At 42.2% G+C, this 16185-nt stretch carries 13 protein-coding genes; 4 read left to right on the top strand and 9 right to left on the bottom strand.

The window, feature by feature from the left end; all coding sequences use genetic code 11:
• The first annotated feature begins 181 nt into the window (after positions 1-181).
• Positions 182-1108 carry a LysR family transcriptional regulator gene (locus tag MZO41_RS12155; RefSeq protein ID WP_003644058.1) on the top strand — a complete coding sequence of 309 codons (927 nt, stop codon included), beginning with the start codon at positions 182-184 and terminating at the stop codon, positions 1106-1108.
• A gap of 70 nt (positions 1109-1178) precedes the next feature.
• Here the strand turns inward: MZO41_RS12155 and MZO41_RS12150 are convergent, their stop codons facing one another.
• The 4 genes from MZO41_RS12150 to MZO41_RS12135 all read right to left on the bottom strand — a co-directional run bounded on the left by MZO41_RS12150 (position 1179) and on the right by MZO41_RS12135 (position 3353).
• On the bottom strand, positions 1179-1730 hold the full coding sequence (locus tag MZO41_RS12150) for a helix-turn-helix domain-containing protein (protein ID WP_003644057.1): 552 nt from the start codon (positions 1728-1730) through the stop codon (positions 1179-1181).
• A 99-nt stretch (positions 1731-1829) separates the two neighbouring features.
• Positions 1830-2582, bottom strand: a complete 753-nt coding sequence (locus MZO41_RS12145; protein WP_003644056.1) for a helix-turn-helix domain-containing protein — start codon at positions 2580-2582, stop codon at positions 1830-1832.
• Between the two features lie 68 nt (positions 2583-2650).
• On the bottom strand, positions 2651-3145 hold the full coding sequence (locus tag MZO41_RS12140; protein WP_003644055.1) for a kinase: 495 nt from the start codon (positions 3143-3145) through the stop codon (positions 2651-2653).
• 88 nt (positions 3146-3233) lie between these two features.
• Positions 3234-3353, bottom strand: coding sequence for a putative metal homeostasis protein (locus tag MZO41_RS12135; protein ID WP_003645748.1), 120 nt, complete (start codon positions 3351-3353; stop codon positions 3234-3236).
• Positions 3354-3561: 208 nt separating this feature from the next.
• Here MZO41_RS12135 and MZO41_RS12130 point away from each other — a divergent pair, with 208 nt between their 5' ends.
• Positions 3562-7335: a MucBP domain-containing protein gene (locus MZO41_RS12130; protein ID WP_013355315.1), complete on the top strand. Its 3774-nt coding sequence runs from the start codon at positions 3562-3564 to the stop codon at positions 7333-7335.
• Between the two features lie 114 nt (positions 7336-7449).
• Positions 7450-7980 (top strand): histidine phosphatase family protein, encoded by a 531-nt coding sequence (locus MZO41_RS12125; RefSeq protein ID WP_013355314.1) that lies wholly within the window; start codon positions 7450-7452, stop codon positions 7978-7980.
• 303 nt (positions 7981-8283) lie between these two features.
• Here MZO41_RS12125 and MZO41_RS12120 read toward each other — a convergent pair whose 3' ends face one another.
• A complete protein-coding gene (locus MZO41_RS12120) occupies positions 8284-8847 on the bottom strand; it encodes a restriction endonuclease subunit S (RefSeq protein ID WP_261797959.1) in 564 nt (187 codons plus the stop codon).
• A gap of 7 nt (positions 8848-8854) precedes the next feature.
• Here MZO41_RS12120 and MZO41_RS12115 point away from each other — a divergent pair, with 7 nt between their 5' ends.
• Positions 8855-9403, top strand: coding sequence for a restriction endonuclease subunit S (locus tag MZO41_RS12115; RefSeq protein WP_128650891.1), 549 nt, complete (start codon positions 8855-8857; stop codon positions 9401-9403).
• Positions 9404-9413: 10 nt separating this feature from the next.
• Here MZO41_RS12115 and MZO41_RS12110 read toward each other — a convergent pair whose 3' ends face one another.
• The 4 genes from MZO41_RS12110 to MZO41_RS12095 all read right to left on the bottom strand — a co-directional run bounded on the left by MZO41_RS12110 (position 9414) and on the right by MZO41_RS12095 (position 16136).
• On the bottom strand, positions 9414-10331 hold the full coding sequence (locus tag MZO41_RS12110; protein WP_013355312.1) for a site-specific integrase: 918 nt from the start codon (positions 10329-10331) through the stop codon (positions 9414-9416).
• Between the two features lie 150 nt (positions 10332-10481).
• Entirely contained in the window at positions 10482-11666 is a 1185-nt protein-coding gene (locus tag MZO41_RS12105; RefSeq protein WP_119724044.1) for a restriction endonuclease subunit S, read from the bottom strand.
• On the bottom strand, positions 11663-13249 hold the full coding sequence (locus MZO41_RS12100; RefSeq protein WP_011101215.1) for a type I restriction-modification system subunit M: 1587 nt from the start codon (positions 13247-13249) through the stop codon (positions 11663-11665). The genes MZO41_RS12105 and MZO41_RS12100 overlap by 4 nt, the downstream gene beginning before the upstream one ends.
• 13 nt (positions 13250-13262) lie before the next feature.
• Positions 13263-16136 (bottom strand): type I restriction endonuclease subunit R, encoded by a 2874-nt coding sequence (locus tag MZO41_RS12095; RefSeq protein WP_013355310.1) that lies wholly within the window; start codon positions 16134-16136, stop codon positions 13263-13265.
• Positions 16137-16185 lie beyond the last annotated feature (49 nt).

The following is a 16185-nucleotide window of genomic DNA, read 5'->3' as shown; positions in this document are numbered from 1 at the left end:
GTATTCTAAAGCACAATTGAAATTGATATTTAAATCACAAACAGAATCATTTTTTAACTACATCTGTATTATATAACCGCTTTCATTTTTATAGAAATAACAATCTGATTATCTGTTATTACAAATGAGTAATGGGTTATACTTGATTTTAATAAGATTAAGCATTAAAGGTGGCGATTTCATGGAAAATAAATTGTTAGTATTTTTAGAAGCTATTCAACAGCACAATAGTATGACGAAAGCTGCACAAAGTTTATTCATCAGTCAGCCGTACATTAGCCGCACAATTAAAAGTGCGGAAACTCATTTTGGGACCCCCTTAATCGACCGCGGCCATCATCCACTTGAATTAACTTATGCTGGAGAAAGATTACTGACTTATTTGCAAAGTGACGCCCGTCTCCATCAGCGAATGAACACTGAACTTAAAGAAATCAGTCAAAATAAGTATCAAAGTATGACGATTGGGATTACACCACCAATGGCTAATGCTTGGTTTAGTCAAACACTACCTGCTTTTTATCAACGTTTTCCGAACATTCGCACTAAAATACTAGAAATCACAACATCAAAAGCAGAAACGTTGCTAGCTAGTCATCAGCTAGACTTTTTTATTGGCAAAACAATTCATCAAACTAACGTCAAAACCATCCCTTTGCAGACAATTTCTTTGTCTTTAGTCATTCCAAAAACAGCCGGAATATATCAGTCCAATCAATTTTGGCGACCGTTCACCCCCACCATTCTTACAGGAATGACTGGTGAGCCTGTCATCCGTGCAGTCGGTGAAGCTCGCTTTCAAGAACTGGTTGACCATTACTTTGCCGATAAAGGCATTCAAACGATTCCACTCATTGAAGTCGATAACTCTCGCTTTGCACTAAGCTTGACACTTCAAGGACTTGGTAGCATTGTTCTAGCCACTGCAATGTTGGCAAAACTAGCCACTCAACCAGCCAAGTACCCTATCAATGCGTTCAAATTACCAACAAGCGAGCTCAGCCTTGATTTTAGTATTGCCTACTTACCAAGTCACGTGCTAGCTAAACCGATTGCTTATCTAGTCGAACAAGCTTGTCAAACCTTTAATCCTGCGATTGATTTTTAACATAAAACGCAAACTGTCAGCATCTATTAAGCTAGATGATTGACAGTTTGCGTTTTACTTTCAAAATAAATCACCGGTAGTAAATCATGTTCAACCCCACCAGCTGTTGCATTAGTTGCTCATTTTCTGGTGATAGTTTGATTTGTTGCTGCCGCAGACATTTGGAGATGTCTAAGTTCATTCTGTCGAATACTCCCAGTACTGAACCAGTTCGTTGTTCCAATAGTTCCTGATAATAAGTTGCCAGCAGCTGTCGTAACGGTTGCTCATTCGTGGTATTTAGATTAGCAACTAAATCACTAATTATGCCCACAGCAACACGTGCCCGATCCTGCCCCCCGCTGTACCATTTCACCGTCATATCTGTTCGACTCCTTTTACGCAATAACAACTGCCACCATGGTCGCTGAACAGGTCTTCTGCTCAAACCTAATAACTCATCCGTTGAGACAGCAAATAGTTTGCTCAGTGCTACCAATAACTCTAAATCTGGATAACTTTTTCCTAATTCCCACTTGGAAATAGTTTGCCGTGAGACGTGTAACCGCTCCGCCACCGTCTGCTGGGACCATTCATGCTGTTGTCGTTGCTCTTTTATTTTACTGCCAATCACAATTTTCATCCTACCCGCTCCTCTATTACAATACTAGACTATTGAGTGCACCAATTCATTGCAACACACTTAAGCGCTACCGCAACGGTTGGTTGCAACCGCTCAAGATCAAGTCTCGGTATGAAAATGCTGATACAACGACTTTCCTGAAACTAACAATTCCACAACTTGTTGAGGATCATCAACCGTCACACCTTGTCGTTGCAAATAACTGACAAATTGCGGTAAATAGTCGCTGGCCTTCAACGCACATTCCAGCTGATAAGTTTGGGCATTAGTCTTTAAAATCAATTGAAAATAATCCGGATTGAAATCAAATGGTGAAAATCGTTTGCGACACCGATAACTGATGGTAACTCGCTGCAGATCTGTATAGTGGATTAGTTGGCACCGTGGACAATTGAACACAATTTGGCGAAACTTCGTCAATGTCGATGCAGCATACGTATGCAATTCAATGGTAGCAGGCTGAATCACCCAGTAACTATTGATTCCCACTGGAACGACCACAATCAATCCAACAATATAAAGTGATAAAAAGAGCCACCACGGCTGATAACCAAAACCAGTAAATAATAGACAAACAAATAGCCAAAATAATCCGAGACCCAGAAGTCGCCCAAAGCTTAGTCGCCGACCAACAATATATGGCTTTGGAAAGAAAGCACTACCACGCACTAATTCATCCAAGGATAGATTATACAGATCCGACAGTGCCAGTAAATTATCGATTGACGGAATCGCCTTTCCGCGTTCCCACTTAGACACCGCCTGAGTCGTAACAAATAACTTGGACGCTAATTGTGCCTGTGTCAATCCATACTGACAGCGACGCGTTTTCAATAATGCTGCGAGTAACATTGGCTCGCCCCCCTTTATGATTTCAGCTTAATCCTCAACCACGATCAAACCAATCAACTCATGGTTGTTTAGTCACAATCATGTATGGTAGTCATAATTTGTTGAACTTCCGTGGTTAAATCTTGTTGCTCGCCAATTAAGACTTCGTTAGCAACGCCCAACGTATCATGTGGAAGCCACCACCGACGCATGTCTTCCACACCAAAATCACGATGACGCTTTTGATGACGCGCCAAGGTCGTGGCAAAGCTCACTTCAAAATAATAAGTAAGGACGCGTGGAAACGATTGACTAAGCCGCGCCAACATTTTTCCATACCGATCACGTGCTAAGATGCCTTCCACAATGACTACAGGCACACGTCCCAGCCCATAACACGCAATTTGTTCAATCAGACCAATTGAAATATTTCCCGGGTAATCATGACTCATCAGCATGTCGCGACGAACGACATCTTGGGACACTAGCAACGTATGATGGCCCACGCGTCGTTGCAACGCCTGCGCTAGCGTCGTCTTGCCACTCCCAGAATTTCCCCGAATAATCACCAAAGTTGTTTCCATCCACATGTCCTCCACTCATTCCTGTATCTTAATCATACCGCACAGCTAACAAAAAAACGTTAGCCAAATTAGCTAACGTTCGCTGATACTATTTGGCTTTACTGGCGTTACGTCGGGCATCATGTAAAATCTTCAATGCGCGTTTCCGCGATTTTAAGTTGGTCCCCCGTAGACGCCTGCGCGCACTTGCTAAATCTTGTTTTTCCATCATGGGTGCCTCCTGATAAATAGTAATTATTACCATTTAAATTATAATCAATCTTATGCTTACGTCAACTATTATGCAGCCAGCTGACATTGACAGATACAATTAGCTCCCAATAATTAAATTATCATTTATTAGACTAACGGCAATGACAATGTTACCCTTAAATTGTCAACGACATTATATAAGTATTTTGAAGGAGTGGGGATCTTTGAAACCAAACAATGTTAATAATCAGAATAAACGTCACCAATCGCGATGGGTAATCACGAGCGCAACCGCCATGATACTGACAACGTTAACGATTGCCAGTCAGGCGGCGGCTGCCGACGATACAGTCACGACCACAACCAACGAACCGACCAACAGTCAGTTGAATACGAATACTCAAGTTAACGCTACTCAGGTCAATTTGAAAGCGGATACTTCTACATCAGTATCCACGATAAAATCCGGCCAGTCAGCAGTCGCAGCCACGTCACCCACCACATCAACCGGAAGTCCCTCTGAGCACTCGTCGTCAGTGAACACCAACCCACAACAACAATCAGCAAATCCAGCATCACAATCTCAAGCAACTACCACGTCAGAATCAACACCGACCACAGATATTAAGCACCCAACTCAAACCGCACCAGCTCAAACAACCTCCGCATCAACTACTGAACCAACTACCGAATCAAACACTGAATCAGCGACTGATAGTCAAGCTAAAGCAACGACAACCGATAATCAAGCTTCCAAGCAACCAAGCCAGCAAGCCGTACCCGCGTCGTCCAACTCCACTACCACCGAGGTGAATACTCAGTCAGCGACTAGCTCAGCGTCAACCGATGATAAAATTGTTACCAATGTAAACCAGGAAAAGCTGGTTTTGAAAACTAACCAACCAGTCGTCCGTGCCATTAGCCGCACCGCGTCAGAAAATATTAACGATTGGATGCCGAACACGTTATTGCAACAAGAGGTACTCAGTCAACTGCGCAAACAGAACCCAGATCGTACCTGGAACTCAGCTGCAGACATCACTAAGGCAGATATGCTACTACTGACCACCTACTATGGCAAGGACACTTATATCGACGGCAAGACTTCCTACTCATTAGAAGGACTGCAATATGCTACTAACCTTACGACAGTCTGGCTCAATAACAACTTGAACGCACCGTCTGGCAGCTACTATAGTGATGTCACTGATATTTCACCATTAGCCAACTTACAAAAACTCCAAGTGGTCAATATTCAGCAAAACCGGATCACGGACATTTCACCGCTCGCAAACTTAAAGAATTTAACGGAGGTCGATGCCGCCTATAACCACATTTCAGATTTTTCGCCACTTAAAGGATTTAAAAATCTGAAAGGCACATTCAGTAACCAATTTATCACCTTACCACCCGCCTATATTAGTGCAGATAATAATATTGCGACGCTGGCGATTGATTGCTATTTACCAGATGGCTCTAAGGTTCAACTGAAGCCCAATAATGGCGTCGGTGAAACTGTTTTCTACAAAAACGGTCAGCTTTACGTTCGCTGGTACTTCAACGGTGCGGGCGGTGGTTATTACGACAGCAACGGTCATATCTACTACACGAATATGAAGCCCCAGCAACCCGGACTAACAGGTCCGACCTTTAACGGTACCACGGTTATTCCCATGGACGATTATTATTTCATGACCGCCGCTTCTGACGGTAACAACTTTGTCGTCGTCCGCCCGTATGTCTTAGCTGCCACTGCTGCGCCCATCACGGTCAAATACGTCGACGCGCTTACCGGTGAATCCCTAGTCACTGCTGACCTCACCTTAAACGGCATCGTCGGTCAGCCTTACACGACTCAGCGCATTGATGACGAGCTACCAAATTATGACTTTACGAACATTGTCGGCAATGCCAGTGGTGTCTTCACGGCGGATGCCCAGACCGTCACTTATTACTATACTCGTAAGGACGCCGGCGACATTACGATTCATATGGTCGATACTAACGGCAACTTAGTCTACGAACCGCAAATTCTACCTGGAAAACACAATCTCGGTAACGCCTACAATTTAGATGCGCCAACCTTTGACCATTTTAAATTACAGCAAACTATCGGCAATGCGGCTGGCATTTTCACGACTGATCCGCAAAGCATCACGTTTGTCTATGTCCGCTTAGACGCCGGTAACATTACGGTGAAATATCAAGATAAGCAGGGACACCAATTAAAGCCCGATAAGACAATTTCCGGCTCCCAATCACTCGGCCAAGCTTATACGACTGAACCACTAGACATTGAAAATTACACCCTGATGACAACGCCGGCAAACGCCACGGGCACTTTCACAGACCAGGAACAGACGGTCATTTACGTCTATGTGCGCCGCGATGCTGGTCAGATTGTTGTTAAGTATCAAGATAGTGCTGGTAACCCACTAGCACCCGACAAGCTTTTAGACGGCAAAGAGCAGCTAGGAGCAGCCTATCAAACGGCAGCCATTTCAATTCCTAACTTTTACCTAGTCGTCACACCCGCGAACGCCACCGGGACCTTTTCAACCGACGCGCAAACCGTTATTTACCAGTATGCGCGCTCAAATGCTGGCCATATCACGGTGAAGTATCAAGACGCTAACGGCACGACTTTAGCTCCCGACGACATCCTAACCGGTAACGGTCAGCTAGGTCGACCCTACCAGACGAACGCCAAGACGATTGAAAACTACCGCTTAATTCAAACACCAGCGAACGCTACTGGGCAATTCAGCGACCAAGCGCAAACTGTCATCTACGTCTACACTCGCGAGGATGCGGGCGATATCACAGTTCAGTATTTAGCCGAAAACGGCCAGCAGTTAGCCGCCGATAACGTATTAAGCGGTCAAGGTCAATTAGGACAGCCCTATGAAACGTCACCGCTGAACATTAACGGCTATACGGTAAAATCGACACAGGGTAACACGACTGGTACCTATACTTTGCAGCCACAACGCGTCGTTTACATTTACGAGCGGACAGCTGGACAGCCGGTCACTGCCAAGTATCAGGATCAAGATGGCAAGTCTATCCATCCTGACGTTGTTCACAGCGGGTATTTGGGTGACAACTACTCGACCGAACAACTTGTTATCGACGGCTACACCTTTAAAGCCGTTCAGGGTGACGTCAGTGGGACGTTCGGGACTTCTGCTAAGACTGTGACCTACGTCTATGAACGGACGGCTGGGCTACCCGTCACCGCCAAGTATCTGGATGAGCATGGTAAGTCTATCCATCCTGACGTTGTTCACAGCGGGTATTTAGGTGACAGCTACTCGACTGAACAGCTGGTTATCGATGGTTACACCTTCAAGGCTGTGCAGGGTGACGTCAGTGGGACGTTCGGAACTACCGCGAAGACTGTGACCTATGTTTACACTGTAAACACCCCCACAATTCCAGATACCCAAGGAACCGTTACGGTGCATTACATGACCAAAGACGGCATTAAACTAAACGAACCAACCGTGCTGAGCGGCAAGACGGGAACCACTTATCAAACCGTGCCCCTGACGTTCACTGATCATGAACTCGTTGGTCAGCCGGAAAATGCCATGGGTCTCTTCACTGCTGATAACGTGGACGTCACGTACGTCTACCAAGCAACTGACACGACTGGTACCGACGATATTATTGATCCCGAACAACCGGAACAACCGACTAAGCCTGTTGAGCCAACCACACCCGAGACGCCTAACGAACCAGGAACGACCGTAACGCAGCCAGACCGTATTAAACCGACTCAACCAGCGGTAGCTGTAAAACCAGCAGCGACCGTGAAACCAACGCTTAAACCCGTGGCCGCCCAGGCAAGTTTGGTCAAAACAACGAGTCCCGTCACTGAACACTCAGCCCAGTTACCACAAACCGACGAACAGACTGGCAAATTAGCGGTCATCCTAGGACTGTTATTATCCGTCGTCACGTTCGGGTTCTATGGTAAACATCGGCAATCATAACGTCATTAGGTCTAACGAAAACGACACTTCATTTTTCGAAGTGTCGTTTTTTCTGATCAAAGGTGCCTATAATGAAATTAATCATTATAATTCCAATGAAGGAAGTCCTAATCGATGAAAGTCTATCTCATTCGTCACTCCGAACCAACTTATCAACAGGTCACTACAGCTGGATTAACTGGTTTCGGCCGTGAACTCGGCGGCTTAACCGACCGTGGTATTATGCTGGCACAACAATGCGCCCAGCAGCCGTTATTTGCACAAGTCCAATTAATTCTGTCGTCCCCCTACACACGCGCCTTACAAACGGCACTGGAAATTGTGCGTTTTAATGATATCCCACTAAAGGTCGAACTTGGATTACACGAGTGGCTACCCGATAACACGGGTATTCGGACTGATACCGATGAACAAGCGGCCACGGCCTACAAGCTCTATCGCCAACACGCCGGCAAACGCACCATCGCTAGTCCCCTCCCTTACGAAACGGCAGCTGAAATGAAGACCCGAGTTTTGGCAACTTTGAATAAGTATGCTACCTCCTACGATTGCATCGCCTGCGTCACGCACGGCGAGGTCATGCGACAGTTTGGCGATCAGAAAGACGTGGATTATTGTGGTGTGCGTGTTATTGCGGTTGATTAGGTAGTTAGGGAAACATGATTTCATTTGGTATGGTGAACCAGATTATGAGATAGTCAACTTGGCATTTCTGCTTGGCTTGCGAATTGGTGCTTTTCAAAGGTACTTCTACGGTTGTTATTCAAATAATGCAGAAGCACCCACAAATCAGCATAATTATTTTTGATCTTGATAATTATACTAGTATTAAACCAAATGTGGCATAATTATTGATTTATACTCTCTAGGTGCCTGAATCCAACTTTCAAACTGTGCTTAAGATGATTATTTTGCTCACGATTAATTCGTTATTGGTAATTAAAACTATTAGTTAAATAGTAATAAATTGACGAGAGAATTCTTTACTATTTTAATGACTAATTTTGGGACTTGCTCATTGGCAGCGATAAGGCTATCAAGCCTTAGAAAAAAATGACCTATTTTTCGTTGTTCATTAAATTCGATTGGAACTTCAAAGTGTATCCCAGATACCTTTTTCCAGTCAGACCTAGGCATCTTGGTTCCCGTAGAGATATTAGCAACTTGCTGATACTTTGGACTTTGTATTAGGGCGTACAAGAACGGAGCGAATATACCCTTCTTAGTTTGAAAAACCCAAAAGTCACCAACTGCAATCCCAGGAAAGTTCGGGAATAACCAATTATTGAGATATGGGCGTAATTTACCATAAAGAACATTTTGAGCAACAAATTGAATACCTGACCTGCTATCGGTACGCTTTTGAATAAGACTCTCCGATTTAAGTCTCCCCTCTCCTGATATAATATCGGCATATTCAACATGTGCTAAATTCTCACTATTAGATGATTTCGAAAGACGATCTGCAATTTCTAGTAACTTACGCTGCTCCCAAGTACCAGTTCCTAATATATGATAAATAAACCTGAAAACTTGGGAGCAGCGTAAGCTCGGAAACTATGTGATTATTAAGTCTGGAGATGCACCCAGTGAGTTTGTCGACGGAGACGAACCATATTTAAAGGTAGATGACTTGAATAATTCAACTGTTTTTCAAAACAGTACCAAACATACTGTTAAGGGGAATGCTGAAAAGATGATTCAGAGTGGGTCAATTGTATTTTCAAAAAGAGGGGCCGCAATTTTAACTAATAAAGTTAGAATATTAGAGAAAAAAATGTTTATGGATACTAATATGATGGCTTTAACTCCAGTAGAAACAGACTTATATTTCCTCTATTTCTTGATTTCAGAAGAAAATCTATCTAAAATTTCCGATACCTCCACAATCCCCCAAATAAACAATAAGCATATTATTCCATATACGATTTACTTACCATGCCTAATGGAACAACAACGTTTAGGAAAAGTCTTAATATTACTTAGTAACCTTATCGCTGCCAATGAGTATAATTTAAAAAACGTCCTCAGCATTCGAGGACGTTTTAATCTGCCTTTATTAATGTAAATCCTATCGTCTATATTAGACTTGCTAAATGTTTCATGACCTTATCGTTATCCTGATTTTCTAATTCTTGAATAATGTGTAAATAAGTTTGCTGTGTAGTCGTCATATTAGAATGACCTAACCGTCGAGCTACTGAGGCGATACTAACACCCGCATACAATAATAATGAAGCATGTGTATGTCGCAAACCATGGACTGAAATCACAGGAATAGATGCGTGCTTGCATAGACGCTCCAAATAATGATTAACCGTATCATTATAAACTTTTGCTTGAACAAAGATTGGATGATCTTCGGGCAGCTTTTTAGTCAACTGGGAAAATTGAATCACAGTCTGCCAATCCAGCGGTACTTTACGGACTGATGAATTATTTTTGGTAGGTGCGAAGTCACTTTTGGCAGATTTATAATCCCAAGTTTTACTAATTGAAAGTGTTTGGTGAGCAAAATCGAAATCAGCAGGAGTAACACCTAAGGCTTCTGCAAAACGAATTCCAGTCTTAGCAATCAGCAAGATGAAGTAGTCCCAATTGACTTCGTTGTTCAGGTTTAATTCATTTAACAATGCCTGCAACTCATACTGATGTAGATACTTTGTTTTATGCTGACGATGCTTAATTCCTTTGATAATTGCTTTTCGTGTTGGGTCGCGATCGATAAAACCTTCTTCCAATGCATCAATAAGCGAGCCCTTTAAATGACGATGAAAATCCATTGTCGTTTGCCGTTCATGGGTTTCCGCATAATCATTGAGCAATTGCTGATATGTCAGCCTTGATAAGTCACTCATCTTTAAATCCGGCGCTAACATTACCAATTGACGATGTGACATTTCATATTTGCGATAAGTCACTGGACGAACCGCATCTAATTTGTAGAGTTGCATCCACTGAAAAAAATATTGATGGAACTTAACATGCTGTGCCATAATAAACCTCCAAAAAATGAGTTAACAACCATTCGTGCGGCTGCTAACTCATTTATACATGAATAATTATTCATTTGGCTAAAATTGACACTTACAAATAAATTAATACTATCGCTGTTCAGCAGGGATAGTCCGTAAAAATCCATGAATTTAAACAAACATATTTTGCATTAAATATTTCTTCAACTCTTTAAGTTGGTTTAGTTTATCTTCATTGGCAGCGATAAGGTTGTCAATCAACGAAAATAGATTGCAAATCCTTTTCTGTGTCTCTATAGAGTCTGGAATACAAACTTTTCCTTCAAGTACGGCTTCGTCTCTTACTTTCATATCATTTTTAGCACCCTTATTAACTAAAGGACGTAGGTAGTTATTAACTCGCGTATCCAGATTGAAATAATAACCTAGGATGGGTGAGTATACTGTCTTCAAAGGAGCATATACAGCATATAGGGTAGAGACCACACCAGCCTTGCCTAAATTAGTTTTAATTATTCCATAAGGATTAGATTTTAAGGGACTCTTAGTATAAACAACGTCATTATGATCCAAGATTCCATAATTTAAAATAGACTTTCCTGCAAATGACCTTCCTTGAAAAGCAATCTGATTTACAACACCAAATTCTCCAGATACTGATAACACACTATTTTTATCAAAAATGCCATCTATATTTTTTAACTTTGAAACACGTAAAAACCATTTTAACTTACGCTGCTCCCATGGGTCAGTGAATCCCTTGAAGCGCCATTCCTGAGAAAAAATCTTTTGCATCATCAACTTTTTGAGAGTTTTTAACTGTTCTAGTTTATCCTCATTGGCAGCGATAATGCTGTCCATTTTTTCTAAAATGTTTCCTATTAAATTTTGTTCATTTAATTTAGGATATCCAATCCTTGCATCTTTAATATCAGCTGAGTTAATAGATTCAAACGTTGACCCTGTACTAAAGCGAGTCCACTTACCTATATCATTCATATATTTAAGTGTTTGATAAATAAATTCATTACCCTTTATTGATGCAACCCCTCGACCAAGAACTACGTCATAATCAGTTTTACCTATATCACCAACGGGAGCTCGGACTGAAAGAATCAAATCTCCAGCTTCCGCTTTTTTTGTTATTTGAGTAGTCCATACACGGGGTAATACGTATCCATTTTTCATATCGGCATTTCCCTGAACTAAGATATGATCCTCGGGATTATTTGTATAGTTTGCAGAACTTGGAGATTGTCCCATAGTGATAGCAGTTATATCACCTAACTTACGCTGCTCCCAAGGGTCACTAAACCCCTTAAACCGCACTTTTGGCACTAAATTTTCGTTTTTCATTGTAACATCCTCTTAATGGCCTCAAGCTGCTGTTGAGCGACAGGGTCAGTCGCCACTAAATCGGCCATCATTCCGGATAATTCAGATTGTAGGTCATTGATCTTGGCATCCGCTTCGCCCATTTCCTTGACCAACTTATCCACATCAACAGGTGGTTCCTCTTCGAATGTATCGACGTATCGCGGAATGTTTAAGTTATACTCGTTTTCGACAATCTCAGCTACTTCTGCACGATGAGCATACTTATCCACATCTTCACGTTTTTCAAGGGTTTCCAAAATCTTATCGACATTTTCGTCCGTTAAGTTGTTTTGGTTCTTACCCTTTTCAAAATCATTAGACGCGTCAATAAAGAAGATATCCTGACGTTCGCGCCCCTTCTTGAAGACCAATACAACGGTCGGAATACTAGTTCCGTAGAATAAGTTCGCTGGTAATCCGATGACGGCATCTAAGACGTTGTCATGTTCAATCATGTACTGTCGGATTTTTCCTTCCGCAGCACCGCGGAATAAGACACCATGTGGTAATACAACTGCCATCGTGCCTTCATTATTTAAGTGATAGAGCATGTGTTCAACAAACGCAAAATCCGCCTTCGACTTCGGTGCCGTCTTCCCATATTTCCGAAAACGTTCATCATCTAATTTATCATCTGGATTCCATTTAGCCGAATAAGGTGGGTTGGCAACGACAGCGTCAAAAGTTAGATCATCAAAGTGATCTTCCTCTAAAGTATCGCCTTGACGTAAATCAAACCGATTATAACTAACCTCATGCATCAACAAGTTCATCCGCGCCAAGTTGTAAGTCGTACCGTTGATTTCTTGACCATAGTAGTTTCCAATCGTTGCGTAATTACCCAATTGTAATAACAGCGACCCGGAGCCCATCGTAGGATCATAAACCGTCTTCAAACGATCTTTACCGGCCGTAACAATTCTTGCCAATAACTTAGAAACTTGTTGTGGCGTATAAAATTCGCCCGCCTTTTTCCCAGCTGAAGCGGCAAATTGACCAATCAAATATTCGTAGGCATCACCCAAAATATCAATTTTAATATCTTGTTCACCAAAATCAATATTCGACAAGGATAGAATCACTTTGGCAATCAGTTCACTACGCTTGGCAACTGTGTTTCCTAACCGTGATGACTGCAAATCCAAGTCTTCGAATAGCCCTTTAAAGTCATTTTCTGACTCTTTGCCTAAGGTCGAATTCTGGACTTCGTTGATGGCATTTTGTAACATTTCAACGTCAAAATCGCCAGCGTTAATCTTCTTGACCATAGTTGTAAACAGATATCGTGGTTCAATGAAGAAACCTAAGACGTCAATCACTTCATCCTTCAAATCTTGCATCAGGTCAGCATCTTGTTCCGCATCTGCAAAGTCAACATCATCGTCTTGAAGTAACTCATTTGCGTAATTTTCAACTTTTTCAGACAAAAAGCGATAAAAGATTAATCCTAAGATATAGTTTCGATACTCACTGGCATCCATGTTACCGCGCAGATCATTTGCCACAGCCCATAATCTTTTTTGTAGTTCAGCCTGTTGTTCGGCCTGTTCAATATGACTCATTAAATTCATTCTCCTAGCTTAGTGAATACTTTCGGTCGATAGTCGATACAAAATCCTTAATCTCGCGTTTGGCCTGCCGTTTCTCTCGAAAGCCGAGCCCATTAGCACTTAACTTGTCAATAATCTCTTTGTCCTTGGTCTTACCGTAGAAGTTGTAGTCAGAAATCTGCTCGTTAACGAAGTCTTCCGAAAGGTGGTGTTCTTGTGAAAAGCCCTTAATGGCAGCTCGCTGGCTCTCGGCCATAAAGTTACTCAACGACATGCCGATATCATCGTCTGTATCGAGCGTTGGCAAAACTTCATTCAAAAATTGTTCCAACAATTCAACCTTCGACTTTAATTGGTCATTGGTCGCATTATCCAACAAATGTTCAATTTTCTGAATATCTTGCTTACGTTCGGTCGACGACATTAAGTCAATGCCTGAGATTAAGTTCACAATATAGTCAACATTGATGGTATCAGTCTCCAATAGACTGATATCAAAGTCAACGTCATCTAATATTGAGACGCGCTCCTGCGTTTTGCGTTGATAAATCGTTTGATACGCCGTAAAATATTTGCCCCGAAAGGCTTCCATCAGCTGATCCGAAAATTCAGGTTCATATTGCGCCCATTCAAAATCATCATACACGCGAATACGATTATATACCCGGAGGACCGCCCGAAACGCCATCACAAACTCATATAGTGCGTCATCGCCTCGGTTATAGAGGTCGTCCACTGACTGGACATCTGGAGTCACCGTCAGTAATTGGCCAATCTTGTCAGTAAATTCAGCTTTTAATTCATCATAATCTGGTGCTAAGAAGCCGGAACTGTCCCCGTCTGAAAACAACGCTACAGCCTCATCCGTCTTATTTTTGATATTGCGATAAGCAATAATATTTCCGAATGGTTTTTGTTTGCCCTCAACACGATTGGTTCGAGAAAATGCTTGGATTAAACCGTGCCATTGCAAATTTTTATCCACGTATAGTGTGGACAACCGTTTGGAGTCAAACCCAGTTAGGAACATGTTCACAACAATCAAAATATCAATATTATCCGTCGGCGTTTGGTCATTATGATCGCGCATCCGCTTAGAAACATCCGCAAAATAATCTTTGAATTTATCCGTTGAAAAATCCGTACCGTACATTTGATTATAGTCCTTCACGACTTGATCTAATCCCATCCGTGAAGTGACATCATCCTGTTTTTGGTGTTCCTCGTTGTCGTCCTCATTGGCAGCCCACGTAAAGATTGTCGTGACCTTCAAATTATGATCAGGGTCCAACCTTCTAAACAACTGATAGTACTTTAGAGCCATGCGTGTATTCGCTACCGTAAAGATCGCATTGTAATGCTTATTCTTTGTAATGTGGCTATGGTTCAACAAGATATGCTCGACAATCTTGGTCAATCGCTCCTCGGACTCATAGACCTCTTGCGTATCAATTCCTGGTACTTGTTCGTCTGTAATGTCATGGTCAGTCTCTTCAAAGGTCGACAGATACTGAATCGAAAAGCCAAGCACGTTACCATCACGAACTGCATCACGAATCAAGTATTGATGCAACTGATTCTCGTACAGATCTTTTGTGGTCCGCCCATCGGGTCCCATGTTCTGTTGAAAAATCGGGGTTCCTGTGAACCCGAAGTGTTGGGCATTCTTAAACCAATGGTTCACGTTTTTTCGCATTTCACCCATCTGGCTACGATGGCTTTCATCTTCAATGAAGATTACTTTGCGGTCATGGTACGGTGTCAGAATATCTTTATACCGATCATTAGAGACCGCATTATTCATCTTCTGAATGGTCGTCACGATTAAGCCATTATCATTAGAGGACAGCTGCTTGACTAATGCAGCAGTATTGTCAGTCCGATCCAAGGGACTCTGGCCCCCAGTTGTTTCAGGCAGATAGGCACTAAAATTCTTTACCGTCTGAATATCCAAGTCAGCACGGTCAATCATGAAGATAACCTTTTCAGCATCCGTTTCTTGTAATAACAACTGACTGGCCTTAAAGGAGGTAATCGTCTTACCAGAACCCGTCGTGTGCCACACATACCCATTTTCATGGGGGTGGTCGATAGCTTGCTTAATAATTGCCTCAGTGGCATATATTTGATAAGGGCGCATTAATAACATTTTATGGTCACTACTATCGAACACCGTATATTTTGCGATTAAACTATGTAACCGTGGTTTACTCAAGAAAGTGGTCGTAAAAGCGTCCAAGTCATTCAACCAGTTATTATGTTCATCCGTCCAGTAGAACATGAAGTTTGAATTTAACTCACCATCGCCATTCGCAAAATACCGCGTTTCATTGCCATTGGAAATGACAAATACCTGAACCAGTCGCATGAGTTTTGCTTGTGCGTACGATTCAGTTCGGTAGCGAATAATTTGATTAAAAGCCTGGGTAAATTCAACCCCTTGCCGCTTCAACTCAATTTGGGCAATTGGCATCCCGTTGATCAAGATCAGCACATCATAGCGGTTCTCATGACGACCTTCAACCGTCATTTGATGGCTAACTTCAAAAATATTCTGATCAAATTGTTTTCCATTAAAAATTTCTAGGTATAAGCTGCTATCATCATCACGTTTAATATTAATTTTCCCAGTTGGCTGAACAACCGAACCACGTAAAATTTGGGCAACTTGATAATGCGTCTTAGCGCCAATCAAATCATTTAATACGGCCTGAAATTCACGGTCACTCAGTGGTGTTCCCTTTAAACGTTCTTGATTACGTTCACTCAAGACCGCGCGAAAATGCGCGTTTAGCGTTTCAACATCGGGAATTTCAACGTAATGATAGCCAATGCTTTGCAACTTTCGAATGAGGTGATTCTCTAATTCCGCCTCAGATTGATGTCCACTTGCCATCATAAGTCCTCCCATCTATACGACATTAATTAGCCGTAATACTAATCACGTC

This window comes from Lactiplantibacillus sp. C232, assembly GCF_023806725.1.
Classification (GTDB): Bacteria; Bacillota; Bacilli; order Lactobacillales; family Lactobacillaceae; genus Lactiplantibacillus; species Lactiplantibacillus plantarum.
Note: the sequence above shows the minus strand (reverse complement) of the source record. Positions and strands in the feature narration are given on the sequence as shown.

Bases quoted from the DNA above. Each gene is read 5' to 3' on its own strand.
- MZO41_RS12155 (WP_003644058.1), top strand. From the start codon at position 182: ATGGAAAATAAATTGTTAGTATTTTTAGAAGCTATTCAACAGCACAAT.
- MZO41_RS12150 (WP_003644057.1), bottom strand. From the start codon at position 1,730: ATGAAAATTGTGATTGGCAGTAAAATAAAAGAGCAACGACAACAGCAT.
- MZO41_RS12145 (WP_003644056.1), bottom strand. From the start codon at position 2,582: ATGTTACTCGCAGCATTATTGAAAACGCGTCGCTGTCAGTATGGATTG.
- MZO41_RS12140 (WP_003644055.1), bottom strand. From the start codon at position 3,145: ATGGAAACAACTTTGGTGATTATTCGGGGAAATTCTGGGAGTGGCAAG.
- MZO41_RS12135 (WP_003645748.1), bottom strand. From the start codon at position 3,353: ATGGAAAAACAAGATTTAGCAAGTGCGCGCAGGCGTCTACGGGGGACC.
- MZO41_RS12125 (WP_013355314.1), top strand. From the start codon at position 7,450: ATGAAAGTCTATCTCATTCGTCACTCCGAACCAACTTATCAACAGGTC.
- MZO41_RS12110 (WP_013355312.1), bottom strand. From the start codon at position 10,331: ATGGCACAGCATGTTAAGTTCCATCAATATTTTTTTCAGTGGATGCAA.
- MZO41_RS12105 (WP_119724044.1), bottom strand. From the start codon at position 11,666: ATGAAAAACGAAAATTTAGTGCCAAAAGTGCGGTTTAAGGGGTTTAGT.
- MZO41_RS12100 (WP_011101215.1), bottom strand. From the start codon at position 13,249: ATGAGTCATATTGAACAGGCCGAACAACAGGCTGAACTACAAAAAAGA.
- MZO41_RS12095 (WP_013355310.1), bottom strand. From the start codon at position 16,136: ATGATGGCAAGTGGACATCAATCTGAGGCGGAATTAGAGAATCACCTC.